Source organism: Anaeromicropila populeti (genome assembly GCF_900112775.1).
GTDB classification, from domain to species: Bacteria; Bacillota; Clostridia; order Lachnospirales; family Lachnospiraceae; genus Anaeromicropila_A; species Anaeromicropila_A populeti.
This window is the reverse complement of sequence record NZ_FOYZ01000005.1, coordinates 291,585-312,356: the sequence shown is the minus strand read 5'-3', so window position 1 is coordinate 312,356 and position 20,772 is coordinate 291,585. Positions and strand designations below refer to the sequence as shown.

The 20,772-nt window shown below is 35.5% G+C and carries 22 protein-coding genes and 1 tRNA gene; 3 read left to right on the top strand and 20 right to left on the bottom strand.

The genetic code is table 11. From position 1 onward, the window contains the following. Positions 1-9: 9 nt before the first annotated feature. The 15 genes from BM305_RS08490 to BM305_RS08420 form a co-directional block, all read right to left on the bottom strand. Complete coding sequence (locus BM305_RS08490; protein WP_092560263.1) at positions 10-1,992, bottom strand: hypothetical protein; 1,983 nt, start codon at positions 1,990-1,992, stop codon at positions 10-12. Beyond that, positions 1,962-2,486 carry a putative phage tail protein gene (locus BM305_RS08485; protein ID WP_242940502.1) on the bottom strand — a complete coding sequence of 175 codons (525 nt, stop codon included), beginning with the start codon at positions 2,484-2,486 and terminating at the stop codon, positions 1,962-1,964. Before BM305_RS08485 ends, BM305_RS08490 begins: the two co-directional genes overlap by 31 nt. Before the next feature lie 9 nt (positions 2,487-2,495). Beyond that, positions 2,496-3,515 carry a baseplate J/gp47 family protein gene (locus tag BM305_RS08480; protein WP_242940498.1) on the bottom strand — a complete coding sequence of 340 codons (1,020 nt, stop codon included), beginning with the start codon at positions 3,513-3,515 and terminating at the stop codon, positions 2,496-2,498. Continuing rightward, positions 3,515-3,910 (bottom strand): DUF2634 domain-containing protein, encoded by a 396-nt coding sequence (locus BM305_RS08475; protein ID WP_092560261.1) that lies wholly within the window; start codon positions 3,908-3,910, stop codon positions 3,515-3,517. Before BM305_RS08475 ends, BM305_RS08480 begins: the two co-directional genes overlap by 1 nt. After that, positions 3,907-4,137, bottom strand: a complete 231-nt coding sequence (locus tag BM305_RS08470; protein ID WP_092560260.1) for a DNA helicase — start codon at positions 4,135-4,137, stop codon at positions 3,907-3,909. The genes BM305_RS08475 and BM305_RS08470 overlap by 4 nt, the downstream gene beginning before the upstream one ends. Beyond that, positions 4,134-5,063 carry an XkdQ/YqbQ family protein gene (locus BM305_RS08465; protein ID WP_092560259.1) on the bottom strand — a complete coding sequence of 310 codons (930 nt, stop codon included), beginning with the start codon at positions 5,061-5,063 and terminating at the stop codon, positions 4,134-4,136. Before BM305_RS08465 ends, BM305_RS08470 begins: the two co-directional genes overlap by 4 nt. An 11-nt stretch (positions 5,064-5,074) precedes the next feature. Further along, positions 5,075-5,782 carry a LysM peptidoglycan-binding domain-containing protein gene (locus BM305_RS08460; RefSeq protein ID WP_092560258.1) on the bottom strand — a complete coding sequence of 236 codons (708 nt, stop codon included), beginning with the start codon at positions 5,780-5,782 and terminating at the stop codon, positions 5,075-5,077. Further along, the gene (locus tag BM305_RS08455) at positions 5,782-8,061 is read right to left on the bottom strand and encodes a tape measure protein (protein ID WP_092560257.1); all 2,280 of its coding nucleotides are present in this window, start codon (positions 8,059-8,061) and stop codon (positions 5,782-5,784) included. The genes BM305_RS08460 and BM305_RS08455 overlap by 1 nt, the downstream gene beginning before the upstream one ends. Positions 8,062-8,064: 3 nt before the next feature. After that, positions 8,065-8,217, bottom strand: coding sequence for a hypothetical protein (locus BM305_RS19330; protein ID WP_242940497.1), 153 nt, complete (start codon positions 8,215-8,217; stop codon positions 8,065-8,067). Positions 8,218-8,240: 23 nt separating this feature from the next. Then, a complete protein-coding gene (locus BM305_RS08445; protein ID WP_092560255.1) occupies positions 8,241-8,645 on the bottom strand; it encodes a phage tail assembly chaperone in 405 nt (134 codons plus the stop codon). 84 nt (positions 8,646-8,729) lie between these two features. Continuing rightward, positions 8,730-9,212, bottom strand: coding sequence for a phage tail tube protein (locus BM305_RS08440; RefSeq protein ID WP_092560254.1), 483 nt, complete (start codon positions 9,210-9,212; stop codon positions 8,730-8,732). 19 nt (positions 9,213-9,231) lie between these two features. Beyond that, the gene (locus BM305_RS08435; protein WP_092560253.1) at positions 9,232-10,275 is read right to left on the bottom strand and encodes a phage tail sheath C-terminal domain-containing protein; all 1,044 of its coding nucleotides are present in this window, start codon (positions 10,273-10,275) and stop codon (positions 9,232-9,234) included. Positions 10,276-10,292: 17 nt separating this feature from the next. Further along, positions 10,293-10,709 carry a phage tail terminator family protein gene (locus tag BM305_RS08430; protein WP_092560252.1) on the bottom strand — a complete coding sequence of 139 codons (417 nt, stop codon included), beginning with the start codon at positions 10,707-10,709 and terminating at the stop codon, positions 10,293-10,295. 200 nt (positions 10,710-10,909) lie between these two features. Next, positions 10,910-11,326, bottom strand: a complete 417-nt coding sequence (locus tag BM305_RS08425) for a hypothetical protein (protein WP_092560251.1) — start codon at positions 11,324-11,326, stop codon at positions 10,910-10,912. Between the two features lie 211 nt (positions 11,327-11,537). Beyond that, positions 11,538-11,741: a DUF739 family protein gene (locus BM305_RS08420; RefSeq protein WP_092560250.1), complete on the bottom strand. Its 204-nt coding sequence runs from the start codon at positions 11,739-11,741 to the stop codon at positions 11,538-11,540. A 190-nt stretch (positions 11,742-11,931) separates the two neighbouring features. Here BM305_RS08420 and BM305_RS08415 point away from each other — a divergent pair, with 190 nt between their 5' ends. The 3 genes from BM305_RS08415 (at position 11,932) to BM305_RS08405 (ending at position 13,058) form a co-directional block, all read left to right on the top strand. Continuing rightward, complete coding sequence (locus BM305_RS08415) at positions 11,932-12,276, top strand: helix-turn-helix domain-containing protein (RefSeq protein WP_092560249.1); 345 nt, start codon at positions 11,932-11,934, stop codon at positions 12,274-12,276. A gap of 16 nt (positions 12,277-12,292) precedes the next feature. After that, positions 12,293-12,805: an ImmA/IrrE family metallo-endopeptidase gene (locus BM305_RS08410; protein ID WP_092560248.1), complete on the top strand. Its 513-nt coding sequence runs from the start codon at positions 12,293-12,295 to the stop codon at positions 12,803-12,805. A gap of 180 nt (positions 12,806-12,985) precedes the next feature. Further along, a tRNA-Thr gene (locus BM305_RS08405) sits at positions 12,986-13,058 on the top strand. 73 nt (positions 13,059-13,131) lie between these two features. Here BM305_RS08405 and BM305_RS08400 read toward each other — a convergent pair. The 5 genes from BM305_RS08400 to BM305_RS08380 form a co-directional block, all read right to left on the bottom strand. Further along, complete coding sequence (locus BM305_RS08400) at positions 13,132-13,605, bottom strand: DUF6985 domain-containing protein (RefSeq protein ID WP_092560247.1); 474 nt, start codon at positions 13,603-13,605, stop codon at positions 13,132-13,134. A gap of 18 nt (positions 13,606-13,623) precedes the next feature. Continuing rightward, the gene (locus BM305_RS08395) at positions 13,624-14,448 is read right to left on the bottom strand and encodes an HNH endonuclease signature motif containing protein (RefSeq protein WP_092560246.1); all 825 of its coding nucleotides are present in this window, start codon (positions 14,446-14,448) and stop codon (positions 13,624-13,626) included. Positions 14,449-14,600: 152 nt separating this feature from the next. Beyond that, positions 14,601-16,448: a sialate O-acetylesterase gene (locus tag BM305_RS08390; RefSeq protein WP_092560245.1), complete on the bottom strand. Its 1,848-nt coding sequence runs from the start codon at positions 16,446-16,448 to the stop codon at positions 14,601-14,603. Between the two features lie 52 nt (positions 16,449-16,500). Further along, positions 16,501-18,501 carry an alpha-glucuronidase gene (locus BM305_RS08385; RefSeq protein ID WP_092560244.1) on the bottom strand — a complete coding sequence of 667 codons (2,001 nt, stop codon included), beginning with the start codon at positions 18,499-18,501 and terminating at the stop codon, positions 16,501-16,503. 32 nt (positions 18,502-18,533) lie between these two features. Next, a complete protein-coding gene (locus BM305_RS08380; RefSeq protein ID WP_092560243.1) occupies positions 18,534-20,693 on the bottom strand; it encodes a glycoside hydrolase family 3 N-terminal domain-containing protein in 2,160 nt (719 codons plus the stop codon). Between the last annotated feature and the right edge of the window lie 79 nt (positions 20,694-20,772).

Genomic DNA, 20,772 nt, shown 5'->3' with positions numbered 1-20,772 from the left:
CAACCCCTCCTAAAGTTTTGATATTACTCTTGTAATTTGATTGTGACTTGCATTTGCACCTATAGAAATCCCACCCACTGCTGCATCTAATGCAATCCCATTAATATCATCATTACTTGTTGATTTTGCAACCTGGGTTTCATATAAATAGTTTAGGCACTCTACTTCTGTTCCCGGAGCATTGAGGACTATGCCAAATGCAGCGGATGAACTTGCTCCAGCTCCAAATGCTAACACTTTAGTCCCTTCCAGTTTTATCAAATTACACACATTAGAATTTCTCTGACTTGCCGTGTATGCCGTAGGAACCTCTCGATCTATAGTAACAATCCTAGCAAATATCTTGTTATATAAACCACTTTTGGTATATTGTATCAACATCTTGTTTTCCTCAACAACACACCCATAAATACTTCCATAGTTTTCTTCTTCCATTAATAAAGCTGGTGACACCAAAACAGATTTTACATTATCTGGTTCAAAATAAATTCCCCTGTAATAGTTCTTATATCCATCTCCCACATTCTCATTGGTAATTAAAATTGCCTGATAGGAATTAAGCGTAAATAGTGCACAACTGTTAATAGATGCTGCACTTTTATTTAAATTTATAGAGTGGGTTTTTGTTACCGTAGTACCTGTTATTACATAACGCTCAACATATGTACCGCCAAGATCATTACTGTACAAACATACACCAGTAAGTCCGTCTGGAGTAAAAGATATAGAGTGATAATAATAAGTACTATTAGAGCAAATTTGTGTAGTAAAGCCTTCTGTATTACTACCACCAACTGTACAAACCGTAAAATATATACTCTGTATTTCAGATATTGTTCGCATTCCATACAATACAAATCTTTCACTATCAATAGGAGCTATAGATAATGAATACACCGCGAATTCATCATTTGGATAAATTCTCTGTCTTGAACCTTCAGACACAACGTTTGTTCCGCTTAGGTTCATTACAGCACTATAAATTTTATTTGTGATGAGATATACTAAAGCCACGCTAGTATTTGATAATTTAACTAAGTATACGCAACTTATACTCCCCCATATTGCAGTTGTGTAGCTTGTACCAATCGAAAATTCCACACCATCTATTGTCAATACAACAAGTTTCAGATGACCAGTTAACACGCTTTCCATGTAGCATAGTAAAACTTCCGTACTTGATAACGCGGTGGCTGCAAGCACTGGAAAACATCCACTTTCAAATTCAGGGAGTATCTGTCTCTCCTCTGCTTCTCCAGCACCAACTCCAGCAACTCCAGTAACAAATTTCACAAAATCACCTGTAGAAATTGTATCACCTGCATACGCATAATAAGCTTTGGTAACACCTAATATAGACGACATAGGATCGAGACTTCCCTCTACTCCAAATAAATTGACGCCTTTTCTAATATTATTGCTTGTTAGTTCAGTATCACCTAATACATACCCTTCCCCATTATGAAATCCCTTTGGGATTGCTATATTACATGCCTCTGGTTTTATGATAACAGCTCCTTGATTTTCCATTGATCCCACAATCCCCGTGTCATCACTGTTGCTGAATGTCCTTTCTGCTAGTACGTTTGCAGCAACTGCATTTCCTTCCGCACTAGCCTTGATAAAAAAACAATCACCGTTCTCATCAAACCATATAGTTGCAGCTTTCCCCTCCGTTAAAATAGGTGAGCTAGTTGTCCCTGGCTTATATATTGGCTTCCCATTTATAGTCGTTTCAGCACCATTATTATTGTTTGATACCAGAAACGTCTTTAAAAATCCGCTTTCTTCCGTAATATTTTCTAGGGTAATAGCTGTTGCCGTTCCACCTGCCTTTTCAAGCTTTGAAATTTTGCTCAAAGTGGCATCAATTATATCAAAATTTTCATTTAATCCATTTATATTTACAAACTCATTTTCCTGCTGCTTTTGCAATTTATAATTAGCTGTATACTCTGGCATTAAACCACATCCTCTCTTAATTGCTTCCATGTATAAGAATTTCCTTGTCCCCAGGTCAAGCCGGATATCATATTCCATGTATTCAGTATATACTCAAAAGAAAATGCCATGTGAGCTGGTTTAATTTCCTCAATCGTACAAACTAAATCTGACATATTAGACGGAATTCCTCTCGTTCCAACAAATTTAATAATAAAACTATAATCTTCTGGCTTTTCAATCACTTCAACTTCACCATTTGAATAGGAGGCAGCAACATCCTCCAGCATTTTTTTTGTAACCGTTCCAATTCCTCTTGTTCGTGCAATAATACGTTCCCGCCGCTTGATATCAGATTTGTTAACTTCAATGGCTAATCCGTATATCTTTTCATATCTGCTTAACAACTCAGAGGATGTACTTACATAGCATTCATTAATGGTCTTATTTAAAGCTTCCTGAACCTTATCTGTTTCCAAATTGACAATGCTTTGCAGTTCTTTCATGGTATCATTGTCTTGATACAAATCTGGTAACAATTTCATAAGTTTCAACTATACCACCTCCGTTAGCGTTATTGTTCCGACAGAAGGGATTTCCACTTCGTTAATCAAAAGATTGCTTATTCCATTATTGATTAATAAATTGCTGTAATCCAGAACACCTGGAACTGACAATAACAAGCTTCCTATTTTGGCATAGCTCACACTATAATTCTGAAATACAAGTTTTTTTAAGTAAGCACCTAACTGTTCTGTAAAAGAACGAACTACCTCCTCGTATGTAGCTGAACCATCCAGGACAATACTGGAGCTAATTGAAATATTTTTTTCAATTGGGCTTTCTACTGTTACAGTTGCTCCAATTGGGCGAACCGTTTCAATATAAGACAGAACACTGGTTTCTAAAGCTTTATCAATTTCTAAGTTATTGTTTACAATTAGAATCTTTACTGTTCCACTTCCATTCCACAGAGGAAATACCTTCGCATCCCCAACTCCTGGTACTAACAATGCCCATTCACGATAATGAAACGCATTTCCACTAGTCCCTGGTCTTTGCAGGTAAGTAAAAAATCTGTTTCTCAGATTCTCATCTGTTTCTTCGTTCTCACCAGATGTAATAATGTCAGTTAAAACCGCTAAAACCCCTCCTACATTGTCAATGTTTTCAAGTTCACCTGTATAGGTATTACCAATCTCTCCACTTTGTTCACACTGTGCTGAATAAACATTTGTTGAAAGAGTCTTTGTTACTACATAACTGGTATCTTTAATTCCCCATCTAGTTCCACTCTCTATTGGACCAGAAGTATTGATTTTTCGGACTGCACATGTAGCTGGTTTCCTAGTAATACCATAATCTGCAACTATTCTGTCTAGATACTTTTCTATTGCCGTATCCCCACTTACCAAATCTAAAAAATTGTTTAAGTTAAAATAGTTTTGTGCCAGTTGATATGCACATGGTGCCAATGCATCATAAATAACAGAACCCTCTCGTTTATCAACATCACTTGTTACTCTATCAAGCATATCTTCTAATATTGCTTCATATGTCATTTCTTCAAACACTATACACTCACCTCTTTTCCTATAATAACCTTTCCATAAATACTGTTAACATCAAACGTACAAAGCATTTCGTCCCCATTGACTGTAAAACTAAAATTCTCCACGCTGCTGATTCGTTCATCCTGAATCAGGCATTCTTGAATTCTTCTTACCAGTTCCATTTTTACATAAGTGATATCTTTACCCACAAGATTTTGCAACTCAATTCCATATTGAAAACTATAAATTGGATGTTCATATTTTTCAGTAGTAAGCACTTTATAAATTGCTTGTTTCAGTGCTTCTAACTGCTCTCCCATTCCCTGAATTTTAGTATCTGATAAAGAATATGTTTTACTGGTTTCAATTTCTTCATTTATCACTAATTCACTATCTATACTTGCTGCTGGTATCACTCAATCACCTCCAAAATATAAAACTGCTGTCCACCATGATTTCGTAAAAGTCTGACACTATCTCCGAATACAATTGTTTTTTTCAAATTACCAACTATTAATTCATTTGGTACAGTTAATTTATCACTAACCTTTATGCCCTCTTCTACAACCGTACCTATCATTATGCTGCATAATTTTTCATTATTTAAATAATTCTCAACAATTCTCTTTATCTCTTGTATCATAATGTCACCTCCAAATTCATAGTATGTACAGGGACAAAATCATGTTTTACTTCCTTTACAAATAGATATTTTTCAAGTCCTATGTCTTCTATTTTAGCGAAAAAACCTGAACCAGCTCGAATACGTGTATCCCCCAGACATTTTATTGACAAAGATTCTGCTTCTCGATTATAAAGCTTTAATAAAGCATCTGCTTTAGCGTTTGCCTGTGCAATGTTGATTTTATCATCTAAAGTTTCAGAATATTGCAACAACCCAAACTCGGTAATGGCTTCCAAATCTGCTCTCGTTACATATGGTTTATTGTTTGCAATTAGTTTAATGTAATTGTAGTAGTCTTCATCAATAGATTTTTCATATTCATAACCATATACTAAACTTCTATCTCCAAGCACTAAATTCAATTTTAGCTCGTCCACATCCCGAATTGCAATTGTACCATACTCATCTCTCAGCAAATATTTTTTACCTTTATTCAATAATGTGTCACTAATTGCTGAATAAATAATATCCAGCCAGGTTTTATTATCCACCACACTTGTAGAAAGTTTATATTTTGTATCAGTAATAGTCCCTGTAGGCAATCCAAAGTACGTACACATTTTTTTTGTCAACGTACTTATTGTATCTTCCTTAATAATAATGGTATCTGTAGCTTTACAATATCGAAGCAAATCATACGCTGTAACAGAAACTTCATTTTTATCACTTCTTTCATGACGAAACACAACTCCATAAAAAATCTTCGCATTATTGTATTGAAATCTGACGATACTACCATTTTTTATTTCAAGATTGTTATTGATATAAGAAAATTCTAACTTACTACATCCATCATTTAATTTGTCTGTATAAGAAACCTTGTTAACCAGTTGGCTTATTTCGTATATTTTTTTATCAATCGTAACAACAAATTCCATACTCATTATAAACACCCCTAACTTGGTATAGTAAGCTTTTGCCCAACATAAATTAATGACGGATTTTTAATTTTATCTTTATTGGCCTTATAAATTTTAGTATACTTGGAACCATCTCCATAGTATTTTTTTGCAATAGCCCATAGAGTGTCTCCACTTTTCACCACATAATATCCAGTATTATTAGGATTCGTTTTACTAGTATCTTCTTTACTTAATTTACCTGTTTTCTTTTTTATTTTACACAAAACTTTTTCAAATTCTCTATATTCTGTCAAATGAAATGAAACATATTTATCGCCTTCCTGACCTGCCTTTTCTTCAACAGTAAGTTCTTCAATTAATACCAGTGAATTAATACTGTCATCTGATATGTCATTTGTACTGTTATTTACCCTGCCTGCCATGAAGCGGACTGGACTCTTGCTACTTCGCCATAGTTCAAATAATTCTAAATATTTTTGAGGACTTAACCGTTCATTAGGGGTTTCTACAAATAAACTTGTATTTACATTAGGAAGTTCACATTCAAAACTATACTTTTTAAGTTCCATATACGTTGGAACTGCAATTTGACCAAGTTTTAATATTTCATACTTTTCTATTGCCATAGAACTTGACACTTCTATTTTTTCTGGATTTAAAGGAAGCCTATAAGTTATATTCTCATAATCAAAAAAAATTGCATAACCATCTACGGCACAGAATTTTGCAGCATCATCCATTAATATCCCCCCTCACCTGTCATTGCAATTTCTTCTTGCAATATTCTACGGATTCTTCCTGTCACTGCGTCTATATCCGTTACATTATTCACATCACCGAAGGATATCTGTACATTTGGTGCAAGGGTAGCCGTACTGAATTTATTAATATAATCTCTTTCTGCAAGGTCTCTTAAATACTGTTTGTCTTCATCTGCCATGTTTACGTCGACTGCACCATTAGTACCAGTTCCGGTAACTGTAACTGGGTCTGCTGTAGTGCCAAAACTATCTGGATCAAATGGAGTTGTTGGAACCGTTGGATTGGTCAGTCCATCATTTCCACTAAAAAGTTTATCCACTTTATCCCCAATGTTATCTTCTTGATTTTTTCCAAACTCGTAACCATTGTCATAGCTATCTTTAACATCCTTTTGATTCAATGTGGTCGCACTCCAGTAATCATCTGGCTCTGGTCCAACCCACTTATTAATATTGCTTTTTAAATCCTCCAGATCACTTGTAATAGAAGTAGACAATTCAAGAGGATCTATCTTCCATCCTTTTAATCCAAGTTTTTTTGCTATATTTCCTAACCCGTTGATAACTTCAATTGCCTTATTCGCTCCTTTCAGAAAAGAATTAGCAATATTCGTTGCCAGCTGGTCAAAACCACCAATCATACTAATAATCATATCCAACACATTTGTTGCCAGATTTCCAATCAAACTTTTTACAGCATAAACTGGATGATTAAATACATTTGCAAAGAACTCAACAAACGCTGCTACTACATTCCAACAGTATGCGAACACATTATAAAGACAGGTTGCATACCCTGCAAGTAAACCAAATATAATACCAGTTGCGCTAATAGAAGTTCCTGCAAAATGATTTACCGCTGCAACTGCTGCATAGATTATCGTAATAACTGCAATAATTAGCAAAATGATCCACGTAAGAGGACACACTGCAAGTGAAGCATTAAATCCATTTTGCATGACTGCTAGGATTCCTAATGCTACCGCCTGAATTCCAGATACGATAGCGGATATTTCCATGATTGCGTTATAAGCAATTAGAGCAGCTACTATTCCTAAAATAATTGGCGAAATCCAGGACCAATTATCTGCAAACACACCTGCAACCTCTGATATCACACTAATGATATCATTTGCGACATTGCCCAAGGCCTCAAATCCATTCATTATTCCATTGAGAACTTTTTGAAAGTCATCACCATTGATTAGTTCACTTATCTTTTCCATTATGCCTGAAAAAGCTTGCAATGCAGAATTTTGTATTCTTGTCCAAATATCCGAAAAAGTCATTGGCATTTTTTCATATTTTTGATTAATACTATCACCAGATGCTAACATAGCATTTTTAAGAATTTCACCTGTAATGATACCCTGCTTCCCTAATTCTTCTATTTCACTTTTGCTTTTTCCCGTATAATCTGCAATAGCATCTACCATAACAGGTGCACTATTGGCAATGGAGCTAAAAGCGTCTCCACTTATAGTTTTTTCACTCATTGCCTCTGCCAATTTTCCAATAGACCCAGCAGTATCTGAACCTCCGCCCATTTCAATTGCTTTTTGTGACAACTCCGTAAATCCAATAAGTTCATTATTTGATTTAAATGAATCACCTGCCGCCTGTCCCATTGTAGATACATTGCCAGCCATGTCATAATATGAACTATTTGTTCGGTTCGCTGCACCAAATACTTTATTCTGCAAAGCCTCTTTAGAATCTTTCCCTTTACTGATTAAACCAAGTTTAGTTCCCGTATCCGTAAATTTGTCTACCATTTGCATTCCATTTACTAGTGCATCTTTACTTGTATATTTTTTCAACAAACTTCCAATCATACTTTTTCTTTTTTTGGGCTTTTCTTCTGATTTCTTTGTAGGTTCAGCTGAATCCCCAGCTGCTTCTACAGCTGTAGAGGCAGCTGCTATAGACGTGCTTGCTTTTTTACCCAAATCAGTTATTTTCTTAGTTGCCTGCTCAGCATTTTTTTGGACATTGTCTAATTTATCAGATAATGTGTTAAGAACCTGTATGCTCTTTTTGGCAGAATTCAGCTTTGAGATTTTTGTAACAGTTTTATCAATGCCAACACTTGTTTTAGAAGCGGATGCCCCCAAAGCTTTTAATTTATTACTAAATTTGGTTGTGTACCCGATTGCTTGGGCTGTTTTTTTATTAAACTGTGTTGTCTGTTTATTTACTTTATCAAGCATTGTTGAATATCCATCAAGCACTATAAGCATTGTAGCTAATGTTGCCATGTACTATCTACCTCCTTTCGAAATTTTATTTGATGCCTTTTTTTCTTCCTCAACTCTTAATTGGATACTAGCATAAATAAACGCTTTTTCTTTATCATCCATTTCTACAAGAACAGATGGGAGAATATGCAGTTTTTGTAAAGCAAAATGTGCCAAAGCAAATTCAGCATCACCTTGCTTTATTCGTTTTTTGCTTCTTCAATATCCTCATTAATATCACTATCTAGACCACTTAAATCTTGTACCGCCTGTGCAAGTTCAGCATACTCACCAACATAAAGCATTTTTTGAAGAAGTGCTGATTCTCCTAACACTCCATAAGCTTTTTGTAATTCTGCGTTAGCAAGATTCGGAAATACTACCGCACACGCTGTCATAGCTTGTACATATTCTGCCCGATCAAATGTCTCTACACCTTTCTTGTCTCTTCTTGTATGCTTTTTAATTAGTCCTTTGTTTTCCTCCTGAGTAATTGGTCTAATTACAAATGGAACAATTTTTCCGTCTTCCACAAATCGGTTAGATACAATTACTTCTTTATTTTCTATTTGTATTGGATGCAAAAATGCATTTAATGAACTCATAAATATCCTCCTTTTAATCTGTATATAGAGAGAAGAAACCTATAAAAGATTCCTCCTCTAATTTGAACAAGTTTTTTACAGCGACTAATTGCCTTTATAATTTTCTGGCAAATCGAAATAACTTAATCCAACGATATCATCAAAAGTAAACTCTGTTTCTATCGTAATCGGATCTTCAGACTGATCATCTATAGATGTAACTGGAATTGTTTTTAATAAAACATTATATAATTCAACTTCCTGAGCTCCGATAGTAGACTGTGCATCTTCATTTTTCACACGTAGTGTAATTCCTTTTAAGGAGCCACATTGGATATACTCTATTGCTAATTTCAGCATATCTGAATTCATGAAGTACATCGTCATACTACCTGTACCTTCTGCACCTGTTACTTTATGCTGTGTCATTCTATGACCAAGCATGGCTCTAGATTGCACTGTTAAATCCAATTGTGCTTTCAAGCTTGATATCTCAAATAATTCTCTTACATTCCCATCAACTGTAATATATGCTTTCCCCTCTTTTGAGGATATGGTATCTGTTAATCTTAAATACTTATCTGCCATAGTATGCTAATCCCCCTTCTTAAAATAATGAAACTGTAATATACATTTTTTCTACTGCGTCCACTGGTTGAATATTACACTCAATCATTACAGTATCTGCTTCCGTTCCCTCGGTTACTGTAACATCTTCTGCCGTAAAGTTTTGGATTGCCGACATACGCTGCAATTCATTAAAATATTGAATCAGCGTTGCTCTAAGCATTGTTCTTCCATCTGTATTATTACTAACCTTACCCACGTAATTAGACTCAAAAATAGAAACAATATCACGGTTTATTCCGTCCAGTGTTCGAATTACTCTGTTTTTTGTGAACTGTTTACCCTTTTTTTCTGTAAGTGTAGTTAACGTATTAATATCATAAACTACTGTTACATTTTGAGCTGTATCCACTTTGAATATGAATTTTCCATCACCAATAGCTTTTTCCATATCTGTTTTTGACATTCGTGGTACCACATCAATTGCACCTTCATATTTTAATCCTGTATTGGATTTATTTACACTTGCACCTGCCACAGCTCCTGCTGTCCAAGCAGTAACCTGTGCTGGTGAAAGAATTGTATTGTCCAGTAATTCAATTCCTTGAACAACGTTAATCATTGCTTCCGAATCTGCTGCACAATTTGCTAGTATTCCTTGAATTTTAACGCCTTCAATTTCTCTCATAGTTTTAATCCAGGCAACAATTGCTGCTTTGTTTGCTTCATATGCTGTTCCATCATATGGATATGCTATTGTATTAAACTCAACAGTTCTTAACGCAGATAGAGCTGCTTCTACTGTTTCAGCGCTATGAGCAGTTCCTAAGTTATAAACAAGTACTGTCTTAGCACATTTTAATGCCTCATTTACCAGCAAAGTGTCATTTTTAGATACACCTGTTGGATAATTATTTTCAGTTAGATTGACAGCATACATTTCACCTGCTGCGCCTACAGTCATTTCCTGTAATAATACTACAATTCCTCTTTCACCTGGGGTAATTGATAAAGATGTATTTGTCTTAAAATTAATATATGCACCTGGTAAAATTTTATTTTTTGTATCCCATGTTCCTGCCATAATGTTCCTCCATTCTTTTATATACTGGTTGTTGTTTTCTGTTTCTGCATTTTTATCTCTTCCTCTATTTTTACTTCATAATAATTAATTTGAAAAGAAAAATGCAGTACATTTTCATTGATAACCGCTTGTTTATCAAGCACCCTATACGTCCCTATTAGGTCAAATTCCCGAAACAATCCCAATTGTATATTTAAGCAATCTACACGTTTTTCTCTGTCCTCTTTATCACTAAAATAAGCTATATCAAAGGATAACTCTCCTTTATATCTGTCTCCCACCTGTTTACTGTATTTCTGGGATACCAATGTAACTAAAAATGATTTGGACACAAAGTTTTGAGAATTATCTTCATTAAAAACCGTATACCCTTCAGCTGCTGGATACAATTCCAATAATTGATTTGTAATTGCTTCTTTTACATTGTTTATCATGTTTCTAATTCACCCTCTCTGTACTTATGTAACATATTTGTTTCCTAATGATATTGCACCACCTTTCCTTTTTCTCAGGCTCTACCTTATCCCCTGTTCCATACAGCCTTCAAAATTAATAAATATGTCTTAGGAAAAGATATCTAATCCTTGTTACAAATTTAATATATCACACAGAAAACGGACATATCGGACAACTTTTATTTCTTTATAAAAAAACGAGTATATATTTTTCTTACACTGTCTTCTGTTCCACCAAGTTTCTGTGCAATTTGATTCCATGTTAAACAATTAATGCACCAAAGTCTGATAATTCTTCGTATGTAACTATCTTCAACACTAGATAAAAAATCTTCTATTTCTATTTGAAGACGTTGTAAATAAAGTTCCTTTTCTTCTAAAACATTAATATGTTTTTGAATCATCATTTCTAACTCTGAGTCGTTATAACTTCCTTCACCACATATATCTTTTTGAAAAAACGAAAATCTACTTAAACTACTATTAACACTTCCTTTTATTTTTTCTCTTTTCACTTCAAGGGCGTTAATATTTTCTTGAATATCCATAATTTCTCCTTTTATATGTCTGCTCATCTCTAGTTCATTTCGTGTCAAAAAATCACCTCTTTTTAATTCTTTTTATCATAAAGTTCTTTTTTACGGGTATATTCTTGTTTTATTTTGAATTGAGATCGTATGTATCTCGTTTCTATGTAAACTGCCTGTTTGCTAATAGGGATTATTGTTAAAGATTAAAAAGATATGTACTTTATTCTCTGTCTTACAAATTATAAACAATTACAAATAATTTGCGTAGTGCAATTAATTAAACAAAAAAATACTCTGCATACTCTTTCTTATCTATTTGTAATATCTGAACTAATTTCTGTGCCTCGTCTAACCTCATTGGCCGAACGTTATTAATTTTTTGGCTTATTGTCGGCTTTGCAATCTTCATTTCTCCTGATATCATTTCATATGTTAGTCCCAGTTCAACAATTCGCGCCCTTATTTTCCTTGTGTTTACCATATTATCCTCCTCACAATTAACTTGCATAGTGCAATTTTGTAAAATTATCTTATCACTTTATTCAAAATATGTCAACTGCTTTACGCAATTTTTTTTATAAATAAACCTTTTTCTTATTGCATGGTGCAAAACTCTATAGTATTATTAAGTTGTGACTTGTAATACTTAGAAAGTAGGTAGAAGGTGTACCATGAATAATAAAGAGATTGGAGAAAGAATTAAAACAAAGAGAGAAGAAAATCATTTAACTATTTCTGAATTAGCAAAGAAAGTAGGTGTAGCCGATTCAACCATTTCCAGATATGAAAGGGGTATTATTGAAAAAATAAAATTACCAGTTATACAGTCCATAGCAGCTGCATTAGGAGTTAATCCTGTTTGGATAATAGGCGAATCAACTGAATGTGAAATTAAAGAAAAATTTGTACTAGATGATTCGTACTTTAGTTTTGCTAAAGAAATGCAGCAAAAGAAAGTTTCAAAAGACGACATGGAAAAACTTTGGAAATTCTATGACATGATAAAGAAGATATAATCGAGGTGCGTGAATATTGATAAATGGTTATATAACACCAAAAGAACTGGAGCAAATGGTGACACATAAATTAGAATCTCTTGGTATTACTGAAGAAGATTATCCTTTATGTCCATTTAAATTAATAGCAAGAGAAAACATTTTATTATATGAAGAAAGTTTTTTAAACGAAAACATAAGAGGTATGCTAGTACATGGTCCTAATATTAGTGGTATTATTGTAAACAAAAACCGCTCAAATTACTCCAAAAGATTTATTGCAATGCATGAATTATCTCATTATTGGTTTCATCCTCATATAGCAAAATATATGTGCCTGGAAGAGACAAGAATTACCGAACGAGGTATAGAATGGCAGGCAAACCAAGCTGCTAGTTATGCACTTCTTCCACAAAATTTGTTAGAGCAGAAGTTTTACGAATTTAGTAAATGTACACAAAAGCTAAGTTCATTTTTTGAAGTAAGTGAGCAATGTATTATTTACAGATTACAAAATATTACAACAAAGAAATTGCTTCATCATAATTAATAATTAATTATGATGAACAATCTGCTCATAAGTTTATTGCCTAATACATCCAGCCCAGTATTAGGCGATTTCTTAATAAGCAAAAATACTTTGGTTTTTCTCATCCATTTTTTACTTATTAGGTATTGAAAAAATCTTAAAACTATGCTATCATATTTAAGCAATATAGATAGAAACAGTGCTGAAATAGCTCAGTCGGTAGAGCACTTCACTCGTAATGAAGGGGTCGTCGGTTCAAATCCGATTTTCAGCTTATCTTTATTAAACATGGTGCCTGTCACAATTGATTTGGCACCATGTTTGCATATTACCTATTCTATTCCTTATTATAACACAATATCCTGCGTTCCCACTTCATCAATCTCTTCATTAATCATTCTGATTCCAACACCCAAATCAATATCCCAGTTGCAATCAAATAAAAATGCAAGTTCTCTGTCTTCCTCCATTTCACGTAAAATTAACTGTGAAGGCCAGACCATAGAATATAATTCTTTCTTTTCTGTAATAACTGGAACCACCTCATCAATTACATCTGGATCCAGTATACTTCTCCGCTCTGGACAGATCGATTGATAGTATTCAAAAATACTTTCCTCCATCTTACTCACTATCTCTTGTTCCTTTTCTTTCAATTTTTCAAAGGCCTGCCTTTGCATATCTTGAAAATCTCCATCGTCTTCCCCATCAATACTTAATATAATAGAATATTCCTTCTCAAACATATTTATCTTCATACTGCCTTCCCAGTACAAATCATATTCCAACGTGCCAAATGTTTTGTCTTCTATTCTTTTCATTCTCGTTCCCTCCTGTTTTTAATGTGATTTTCCTGTTTTAATTTTAAATTCTCCCACTCCACCCAAGTGGGTAAATATCGGATTATTAATTATACTAGGAACTAATTGCATTGTTTTCATATCATTGAGTTCATGCCATGTGTATTTATTATCCCTTCTCCACTTCGCCACGACTGATTTCGTTTTCCCCCATCGTTCTGCTACGATTTCATCTGCCTGGGCAAAATTATGATTCCGGTTATCTGTCATATCCTTTATTACAACTGTTTCCTTTGCAAAAGGTGTAAAATCAGGCATTCCATTATTGTAATCAACTCCATCCCTTTTTCTTTTTTTCAGGTGATCGATTACCCTTTTATCCTTGGAAATAAATCTGGAAAAACCCCTCTTTCCCTTCCACTTTCCATGAACGCTGTCAGCCCGAGGCACATAACGCAGTCTTTGATCTAATGTTGAAAAAGCAGCTTTAAAAACACGCGATACTTTTCTATGTCCTCTTGTTGTTTTTCTCTTTCTGCCTTTCCCAATTGACAGTTGGATACATTTCATTTGCACCGGCGCTTCTTCCATTCCCTCTGGCAGTTCTTCTTCCTCCAAGTCCTCTTCAGCTAATGCCTCTTCCATATCCTCCTCATCCAGGGCATCCTCTTCTAGTCCTTCTTTCTCTTCTATATCCTCCTCAATACTTTCCTCTTCAAACATATCTTCAAATATATTCTTTTGATTTGGTTTTGTAAATGATTTTTCATCCACTACTCTTTGAACTGGTTCTTCCTGTTTCACCGACTCCACAAATGATTTTTGATTTGCATTTCTGGTATCCTTTTTCCAGCTTAAAAACATGTCATCCCCCCTGTTTTCCCCTGCATCCTTTCAATAGTTACTCTTTTGTATTTCATTATACTGACTTTTCTTACCACCTAATTATATGCTATTCTTCCTTTATATGCAAGAAAATAGCACCTTATAAAAGATGCTGTTTTCTCTTCTTTACATTATAATTGTATTTGAAACCCTGCTGCTGGTAATCCCTCATTATTATAGAAATCAATATTTTCTGGGCTGTCAGACCATGCATATCTAACAGCTACTGGGAAATCTACTTGTTCCGATGATACAACTACACAATTTCCTTTCCGAACCGCTATTGCACGATAAAACACGTTATCCCTGCCTGCCAGTTCAAAATTATTAAGAATACTCTCCTGCTCAATATTCTCCAGATACTGAAATACAATTTTAACCTTTTCCCCAACAACAGCAAAAGTATCAGGAACAGGACTTAATTGAATTCCAGGCTCCTTATAAATTAAAGCTTTAGCAGCTCTTGCTAACCGGACACCTAATACCTTTTTATTCTGAGGATGAAGATCATTTGATTCCCCTATATCCATTGCCACCACCATTGCTGACTGACTAATTGATAAATTCTTTCTCTGCTGTTCCCTCAATGCTGCCCAGCCTGAATCTTCCACTGTATTCAATGGTTCTCTGTAATTGTGTAATTGCACATAAATAACAGGCACTTCCCAACCAAATAGTTTTCTCCAGTCACATACCATTGCCTCAAATTTTTCTGCATATTTTTCTGGCTTCCACGTATTACTTTCTCCCTGATACCATAAAACACCTTTTATCTTAATTTTAGAAAGTGGAACCACTACTGTATGATAAAAACATATAGGAAGTCCAGGTGGAAATAGTACTGCTGGCATAGCCGTATCCACTTTTTTCCCGATTCGGCAGAACCATTCTCCTTCTAGTTCAACGTACATTCCATCAAAATACAAATGATACGGCTTCCCTTTTATGGTACCGCCATTGCCATTATTAACAACCATGCGGACCTTAATTAGATTTTTTCCCTTCTTCAGTATTCCTTTCCGCACCGGATACTTTCTAGGTGGATATCTGTATTCCGTACTTCCTACTAGTTCACCGTTTATCCAAATCTTATCCGAATCAATAATACTTCCCATATAAATATAAGTATCCTCATCAACAGGCTCTGAATCCAGAATCACTTCCTTACATAAATATACTGAACCCTGAAAATCTCTCCATCCATAGTCAGATACTAACGCCGGCATACTACATTTATCCCATTCCTTATAATTAGCAAACTCCCTATCCATCTGTTCTTCTTCTTGTACTTGAGCAGACCATTGATTTGCAGAATTCTGCTGTTCTTGTATCAAGGAATAAAGATTATCAATGTTTTTGTAGTCTTCCACCAATTTTTCATAATCTCCAAACTTTTTAAGGGTTTCTGGCTTCATCCATGAGCTAATATTACTGCCACCAACAGCTGTCATAATTAGTCCTACAGGTATTTGATAGGCTTCCTTTATTTCCTTTGCAAAAAAATACCCCGCAGCACTGAAATCCATAATGTCCCCAGTAACAGCCTTTTTCCATTTCCCTTGATACATATACTTTTCTGGTTCACTAAAATTATAAGAAGCAGGAATCAAGTATTGCCTGATATCTGGTTCCCAAGTTCTCTTAATTTCTTCTTCAGATACATCTAATACTCTTCTTATAGGAAGTTCCATATTAGACTGGCCGCTTAACAGATACACATCCCCAACCAAAATATCCGAAATTACAATTTCACTACTTCCCTTTATCGTCATATTATATGGTCCACCAGCAGACACAGAAGGCAGCTCTATACAAAAATTATATTTCTCATCTACCTTTGCAGTGTACTCTGAATCCATCCAGTATACTTTTACCACATCGCTTTCTGTATCCGTTCCATAGATTAGATTACAGACATCTCGTTGTAAAATCATTCCATCCCCTAGAATGGGTGACAGAAAAAGTCCCTTTTCACACATGGTACTCCGTCTCCTTTTTCAACACAACCTTCAATATTGTAACCACTGTTTATTAATAGAGCAGCCTGCCCTTTTTATCGTCAACACCTGTCTTACGATAAAAATAGGAGTTAATGACATCCCGCCATTCCAGTGCATGCTCCTTTTGGTGATGAAATCGTTCCAGTGTCCGCTGATAACAGTCTTCGTCGACCAGCCCTTTTAACTTTTGCCACATTTCATAAAACTGTGCCGCTTCTGCTGCACCTTCAAAATGTGTGTCATAAATATGCTGTAGAACGGTTTTTCCAGTGGATAGCATGTAATCATATTCCACATGGTGAAAGAATAAAAGCAATTCTTCCGGGCACCGTTTCCTATCCGCAAATATAGACGCAAGTGGTTCATTATATTGGCTGCAATAACCCGTTCCCATTTCGGTCCTGTCAACACCAATCGCTTTATGATCTGCTCTGTGGTACGTTCCCCACCTGTCATATTCATAACCATCCACATCAGGTCCATAATGAACATTGGGTTTTACCATCCACCCAATTCCCAGTGGCGATGTATATTTTTCATATGTGAGCCATGATTTCATTAATATTGTAAGAATCGTTTCTTTTACTTTTTCATGGAATCCAAATGTCTGAAGCACCCATTCAGTTCCTATGCACTCAGGATTTAATTCTGTATCAAATGCCAGCCTTCCAAATCCATATAAATTAGCTGCTGCCAAATCATGTCCCGTCCAGTTAACATCATTACCTGTATTAGCTACCGCCGCCATACCACAATTTTTCTGGTTATACGTTCTTCCACTGACAATATCTGATACCTTACTATGTTCTGACTTACAAAATGTATTAAATCCAAGAATTTGCTGGAACCATGGAATCAAATAGCAAACATGTCTCTGCTGCCCTGTATACTCCTGTGCAATTTGCAACTCCAGCATCATATTGGTATTTTTTAATGCTCCAAAAAGAGGTGATACTGGCTCACGTACTTGAAAATCCATCGGTCCATTTTTAATCTGCAAAATAACATTATCTTCAAACATCCCATCAAGTGGCATAAAGTTATCATATCCAGCTCTTGCTCGATCCGTTTTTGTATCTCTCCAATTTTGCTGGCAATTATACACAAAGCATCTCCATATAACGATACCCTCATAAGGTGCAATCGCTCTTGCAAGCATATTAGCTCCATCTGCATGAGTTCGTCCATACGTAAATGGACCCGGTCTTCCCTCTGAATCAGCCTTAACTAAAAACCCGCCAAGGCCTGGTATATTGTCCCATATTTCATTTGCTTTTTTTCTCCACCACTGCATCACACCTTCGTTACAAGGATCCGCCACAGCCAGTCCCCCAAGTTCCATCGGTGCTGCAAAATTAATACTTAAAAAGAGTTTAATTCCATAAGATAAAAAGAGTTCTGAAATTAATTGCAACTTTTCATAATAACGTTCTGAAATTAATGCAGTTGCTGCTCCCTTTACATTTACGTTATTTAACACCACACCATTTATGCCTACAGATGCAATCATTCTGGCATATGCTTTTAGCCGTTCATTTACAAGCACTTCATTCTTACAAAAAAAGAATGACTCTCCTGAATATCCTCTTTCAATGCTGCCATCCATATTATCCCAATGATTTAGCATACGCAAAGGATTCGAAGGACTTTTTCTTTCTGCATATGTCCATGTATTAAAGTCTTCCACCTGCTGTATCTGAAGATTTCTTAATACCGAAAATACACCATATAAAATGCCTGTTTCCGTTAAAGCAGAAATTACACATTTTCCTTCTTCACATTGAATACAATACTCTTCCTTTCCAGAAATATCTGTAGTTATCTTTAATAAAATTCCTTTTTCGCAATTCTTAAACTCCGTTTCCTGCTTTACTTTTTTTACAACTCTTCCATAAAGCTCCTGAAAACCAATTTTAAGTTCTTCTATCCCGCAGCTAGCCGTTTTCCCATCTAAATCGCAATATATTTCTAACTCTGCAATATTTTTATCAGAAATACGTCGATACTGTAACCAGCAATTTGTATATTCCATCACAATCCTCCCATCTGACTTATGCACAGAAATTACTCAAGTTCCATTCTTTGAGCTGCGCTTATATTGATTTCTAATGGTTTTTTCCCAGTTAACTTTATACTTCTGGCATCTGGCTGTGAACCACCAACAAAAATAGTATACGTTGTATCCAGTACTCGTTTCGTCCCCTTATCATCATAGAGACTAAAAGCATCTGCTGGAAGATGAAAAGAAATCCTTTTTTCCTCTCCAGGTTGTAATGCTGCTTTGGCAAATGCCTTGAGCTGCGGATTTGGTGTATTTTCACAATTAACCTTTACATACACTTGAACCGTTTCCCTACCCGCATAATTTCCCACATTTTTAATTGTTACACCGATTTCTGCTCCATCTGGCGTAAGCTCCTGACAATTACATGTCAAATCTGAGAAAATAAAATTGGTATAGGATAACCCATAACCAAATGGAAACAGTGCCTCGTTTTTCATATAACGATATGTTCTGTTTTCCATAGAATAATCTGTGAAATCTGGCAGCTCTTCTGTTGTCCGGTAGAAAGTAACTGGCAGCTTTCCTTCTGGAACACATTCACCAAAGACCAGCTCCGCAACTGCCTGTCCACCTAATGCACCTGGATACCAGCCCTGAACAATTGCATTTACATTCTGTTCTGCCCAGTTAATAGCTAACGCACTTCCTGAAAGTAAGACTAAAATAACTGGTTTACCACTTTCACAAATCGTTTTTAATACTTCTTCTTGTAATCCAGGCAAATTTAAATGTGGCTTATCACCGCTTGCATACTCGTTTCCCTCATCGCCTTCTTCACCCTCAAGTCCAGAATCCAGTCCCATACATGCAATAATTACATCACTTGCTTTACATACACCTTTCACTTCTGCAATACGGTCATTCTCTATTCCCAGTCCACTGATCCGATCCTTGTGCAAATGACATCCAACTGATGTTAAAACTCTCACATCATCCTTTAGATAATCTTGAAATCCTTCCAAAATTGTAACATATCGGGAAGCCGTTCCTTCATAATTTCCTTCAAGTGCTTTTCTGTTATTGGCATTTGGTCCAATAATTCCAATTGTTTTAATATCAGCTTTATTAAGCGGAAGCAATTGGTTCTGATTTTTCAGCAAAACAAGTGATTTCTTAGCCACAGAAAGATTCAGTTGTTTATATTTATCCGAGTCTACTATTTCATAAGGAATATCGTTAAATGGAACCTGCTTATGATCTCCTAACAGTCCCAGTTTGATTCTAGTTGTGAAAAGTCTGGTGACAGCCTGATCAATCTGCTCTTCTGAAATTTTTCCCTGCTTAACCGCTTCTAAAAGATAAAAGAACATGTTACCACAGTTTAAGTCACATCCATTTTCTACAGCAAGAGCAACGGAATCCACTGGTCCCTCTGTTACTCTGTGATTTTCGTGAAAATCCTTTATTGCCCAGCAGTCAGATACTATATGTCCATCGAAGCCCCATTTGTCTCTCAGTATGTCTTTTAATAAGGTAGAACTGCCACAACATGGTTCACCATTTGTCCTATTATATGCCCCCATAACTGTTTCTACTTTAGCTTCCTGAACAAGTGCTTTAAAAGCTGGAAGATATGTCTCATTTAAATCCTTTTCAGTAACCCTGGCATCAAAGCTGTGACGCAAATCCTCTGGTCCTGAATGAACAGCAAAATGCTTTGCGCAGGCAGCTGCTTTTAAATAACTTTCATCATGTCCTTGTAATCCCTGTACAAATCTGACCCCTAATCTGGAGGTTAAATACGGATCTTCTCCATACGTTTCATGCCCTCTTCCCCAACGTGGGTCTCTGAATATATTAACATTGGGTGCCCAGAAGGTTAACCCCTTATAAATATCTGTATCTCCAAATTCCTGCTGCATATTAAATTTTGCTCGTCCTTCTGTGGCTACCGCATCTCCTACTTCTTCCATCATTTCTTCATCGAAGGCTGCCGCCAACCCAATTGCCTGAGGAAACATTGTAGCAATACCAGCTCTTGCTACACCATGTAATCCCTCATTCCACCAGTTGTATGCTTTTATGTTTAAGCGTTCAATTGCTGGCGCATTATGCAGCATCTGAAATACTTTTTCTTCTAACGTCAGCTGAGCAGTCAGTTCTCTTGCCTGCTTCTTATACTCTTCTATTTTATCTTTATTTTCTACCAATTCACTCATAAAAATCTCCTTTTCAAATCTCGCTTTTCTCGTCGTTCTATTTGCAAAGAAAGGACATACTATTTTCTCTCCTAATAGT